This is a genomic window from Candidatus Andeanibacterium sp., from assembly GCF_057143545.1.
In genome coordinates, this window is sequence record NZ_DBNHSF010000230.1 from 1 (window position 1) to 3,930 (window position 3,930).

General features: G+C 64.2%; 4 protein-coding genes. All 4 read right to left on the reverse strand.

Features of this window, described 5'->3' with window-relative positions:
* Nucleotide 1: 1 nt before the first annotated feature.
* On the reverse strand, nt 2–583 hold the full coding sequence (locus AC16XC_RS13275) for a J domain-containing protein (RefSeq protein WP_484035142.1): 582 nt from the start codon (nt 581–583) through the stop codon (nt 2–4).
* Between the two features lie 91 nt (nt 584–674).
* On the reverse strand, nt 675–2,339 hold the full coding sequence (gene recN, locus AC16XC_RS13280; protein ID WP_484035143.1) for a DNA repair protein RecN: 1,665 nt from the start codon (nt 2,337–2,339) through the stop codon (nt 675–677).
* Between the two features lie 83 nt (nt 2,340–2,422).
* Nucleotides 2,423–3,232 (reverse strand): outer membrane protein assembly factor BamD, encoded by an 810-nt coding sequence (locus tag AC16XC_RS13285; protein WP_484035144.1) that lies wholly within the window; start codon nt 3,230–3,232, stop codon nt 2,423–2,425.
* Nucleotides 3,233–3,392: 160 nt separating this feature from the next.
* Nucleotides 3,393–3,930, reverse strand: a 538-nt coding sequence (locus tag AC16XC_RS13290; RefSeq protein WP_484035145.1) for a hypothetical protein, incomplete at its 5' end; no start/stop codon positions are given.

Below are 3,930 nucleotides of genomic sequence, written 5' to 3' on the forward strand. Positions count from 1 at the left end.
GTCAGCCCCCGTCGGCCCCGTTGGGCTTGCCGATCAGCAGCCGCTGCGCCGCGGCGCTGCGCGTCATCGACAACACGTGATCCACGCCGGTAACGGTGATCGCCAGCGTGCTCTGCTCGGTCATTTCGAGATAGCCCTTGGCCTTCAGGTACCAGGAATGAAACTCGAACTGCTCGTCGGTACATTCGAGCATTTCCTGCAGCAGCCAGCCGACCACCCCGGGATCGGACGGATTCTCGCGCCGCCGCTTGTAGAGATGCAGGAGGATGATCTCATGGGCTTCCGCATCGCTGAGCGCGGTGCCTTCGTCGATCTCGAGGTCGCTCGGGATCGAGAACTCGGTCGCCCCATTTCCCAGATTGGCGTCGTAGGTGCGATCGTATTCGGCCCGCTTTTCCGCGTCCTTCAGGACCCTGTAGGCTTCCACCACCTGGTTGAACTTGTCGGGGTCGGCGGTCTCGACATGATCGGGATGATACATTTTCGCGAAATAGCGATAGGCGATTTCGAGCACCCGTATGTCGCAATTCCGGTTGACCTGCAGGAGACCGTAATAGTCGGTAAAGGGCTGGTCGCTGTGCACGCATTCATCTCCGATTGGCGCTGGAACTCATCAATTCGCGAACCCCGATCAGCGATATTTTCAGGCATGATGCACTGATTCAAAATGAATATCACGCCCTTTCGAGCAAGCGGTCCGCCTGCGCCCGCGCCTCGCTGGTGATCTCCGCGCCCGACAGCATGCGGGCGATTTCCTCCTGCCGTCCTGCGGCATCGAGCAGGTGGACCGAAGTGCGTGTCACGGTCCCTTGGGAGGTCTTGGCGATCACGTAATGCGTGCCGCCGCGCGCGGCGACCTGCGGCGAATGGGTAACCGCGAGCAGCTGCCCGCCATCAGCCAGCCGCGCGAGCCGCTCGCCGATCGCCGAGGCAACCGCGCCGCCCACCCCGCGATCGATCTCGTCGAAGATGATCGTCGCGGCCGATCCCTGCTCGGCCAATGCAACCTTGAGCGCGAGGATGAAGCGCGACAGCTCGCCACCCGAAGCGATCCTGATCAGCGGGGCGAACTCGGCGCCGGGATTGGTCGAGACCAGGAACTCGACCGCATCCATGCCTGCCGGGCCCCAGCGCTCCTCGGGCAATTCCTTCACCAGCGTGCGGAATTGTGCGGCATCGAGCTTGAGCGGCTGCAATTCCTTGGCCACCGCCGCATCGAGCCGGCCAGCCGCCTCGCCGCGCAAATCGCTCAGCTCGCAGGCGGCCGCGGCATAGGCATCGGCGGCCTTCCGCTCCGCCGCTTCGAGCGTAGCAAGCTCGGCATCGCCGGCCTCGATCGCGTCGAGCGCCGCGCGCAGCTCGTGCATCTTTGCCGGCAAGTCGTCGACCTCGCAGCGATGCTTGCGCGCCAGCCCGCGCAGCTCGAACAGGCGGGTCTCGATCCGGTCGAGTTCGGCGGGGTCGTGCTGCATCGCCTCGGCCGCGGCCGCGAGCCGTTCTTCCGCTTCGCCCGCCTCGATCACCGCGCGGTCGAGCGCTGCGAGCGCTTCGCCCAGCAGCTGGTGCTCGCCGGCGATCCGGTCGAGCCGCCGGGCGGCAGAACGCAGGCTGGCGAGCGCCGAATCCGAACCGTCCCACAGCTGCCGCAGTTCCTCGAGATCGCCCGAGAGCCTTTCGCCCTTCTGCATCGCGCTGCGGGCCTCGGCGAGCCGTTCCTCCTCGCCCGCTTCGGGGGCGAGCGCGTAGAGCTCTTCGAGATGGGCGAGCAGCAGGTCCTGGTCGGCCTTCGCCTGTTCGATCGCAGCGCGCGCCTCGGCCAGTCTTGCCTGCGCCCCCTGCCAATCGGCCCAGGCCTGCGCCACCAACACCAGATCCGCCCCGGCATAGCGATCGAGCAGCGCCCGGTGCCCGCGCGGATTGACCAGCCCGCGATCGTCATGCTGGCCATGCAGCTCGACCAGCGCGTCGCCGATCGCGCGCAATAGGCCCGCACTCACCGGCTGGTCGTTGATCCAGGCTTTAGACCCCCCATCGGCCTTCACGCTGCGCCGCAGGATCAGCGGTTCGCCCGCTTCGACCAGTATATCGGCCTCGGCCAGCGCTTCGCCGACCGCTTCGGGCAGGCGCGCGAACTCGAACGTCGCACTCACGCTCGCCTGGTCGCACCCTGCGCGGACCAGCGCGCTGTCGGCCCGGTCGCCCAGCACCAGGCCGAGCGCGTCGAGGAGGATCGACTTGCCCGCGCCGGTCTCGCCGGTCAGCACGCCCAGCCCCGGCCCGAAGCCGAGCTCGAGCGCTTCGATCAGGACAACATTCTTGATGGCGAGCGAGGTGAGCATATGCGCCGCCGGTTCTAACCGAGCGCGCCCGGCGCGTCACCGCCCAAACCGGGAATTACGAACAGGCGAAACGCGCGCGCGGATCAGATCCCGGCAACATCGGGTGCGTAGCGATCCATCAGCCGGTAGGCGCGATCGTACCACTTGCTGCCTGGATAGTTGGCGCCGAGCACGGCGGCATATTTCTTGGCCTCTTCGTGCAGGCCGAGCGAAAGATTGGTCTCGGTCATGCGGTAGAGCGCCTCGGCGGTGTGGCTGGTGGTGTCGTAATTCTCGATCACGTTGCGGAACCGCAACTGCGCGGCGAGCCATTTGCCGCTTTTTTCGTAGAAGCGGCCGATCTCCATTTCCTTGCCGGCCAGGTGGTCGCGCACAAGGTCGAGTTTGAGCCGGGCATCGGCCGCATATTGCGTGCGCGGGAAGCGGCGGTTGATCTCGTTGAGCGCGGTCATTGCCTGCTGGGTGATCGCCTGGTCGCGCTTCACGTCGCTGATCTGCTCATAATAGCACAGCGCGATCAGGTAATAGGCGTAGGGCGCATCCTTGTTGCCGGGATGGATCGAGAGGAACCGGCGGGCGGATTCGATCGACTGGTTGTAATCCTTGGCGACATAATAGGAGAACGCGCTCATCAGCTGGGCGCGGCGGGCCCAGGGCGAATAGGGGTGCTGGCGCTCGACCTCGTCGAATAGCGCGGCGGCAAGCCTGAGATCGCCGCGATCGAGCCTGAGCTTGGCCGCCTGGTAAAGCGTCTCGACATCGCGCGCGACATAGTTGAGATCGCGCGGGCCGCTCTGGCGGCTGCATCCGGAAATCGCGAGCATGGCGGCGGCGGCCCCGACCAGCGCGAGCGCGCGGATGGGCGAACGAGTTGAGCGGCTGATCGAATTCATGGGTGCTGCCTATAGCCAGCACCTCGCTGAACGCCAAGTGAAGTGTTTGGGATTTGCCGCCGGATGTGCGCGGGGCGCGGCGCGGCTGCACTGGCGATGCCAGCGCAAAGGATATGATGGGTCCGCTAACGACGCATTGCGGACATAGATCGACTGTGCCTTATGCGCCCTGCTTGCCCCGCCAACTTTCGAAATCAGTTTCGGTCCCCGATCGCTCAAACTGTATCCACGCATGGGCGGTTTGTAGTTGTTCCTCAAGTTTTGCAGTCAGTTTGGTACGCAGATCAACGTCCGTGAGACGCTCCACCAAGGCCAAAGCGTCTTCGAGATCAGTAACGGCCTCCTCGGCAGAACCCAAATAACCAATCGGTAGCTCGTGTTGCTCATAGGCTACGCCCTGAACAACCAAGTCGAGGAGCATTGTTAACGCTGGCTGGTGATTGGGTTCGAGTTCAATGACTTTTTGGAGGCAATCGTAGATGGAAACGTCTCGATCAAACTGACCAACGAAGAGCGCATAGTGGTAGTTGGCTTCAGCGCTTTCAGGCTCCTTGGCCAGCCATTCCCGTGCCGTTGGTGTTGCCACCTCAACGCGAAGCGGCTGCGGCAAGAGCGAATTGAGCCCGTGAATGCTTTCGCAGTTTTGGCCCAGCCAAATCAAAAGCGCTTGGCGCTCACCAAATGACCATTCCGACGCG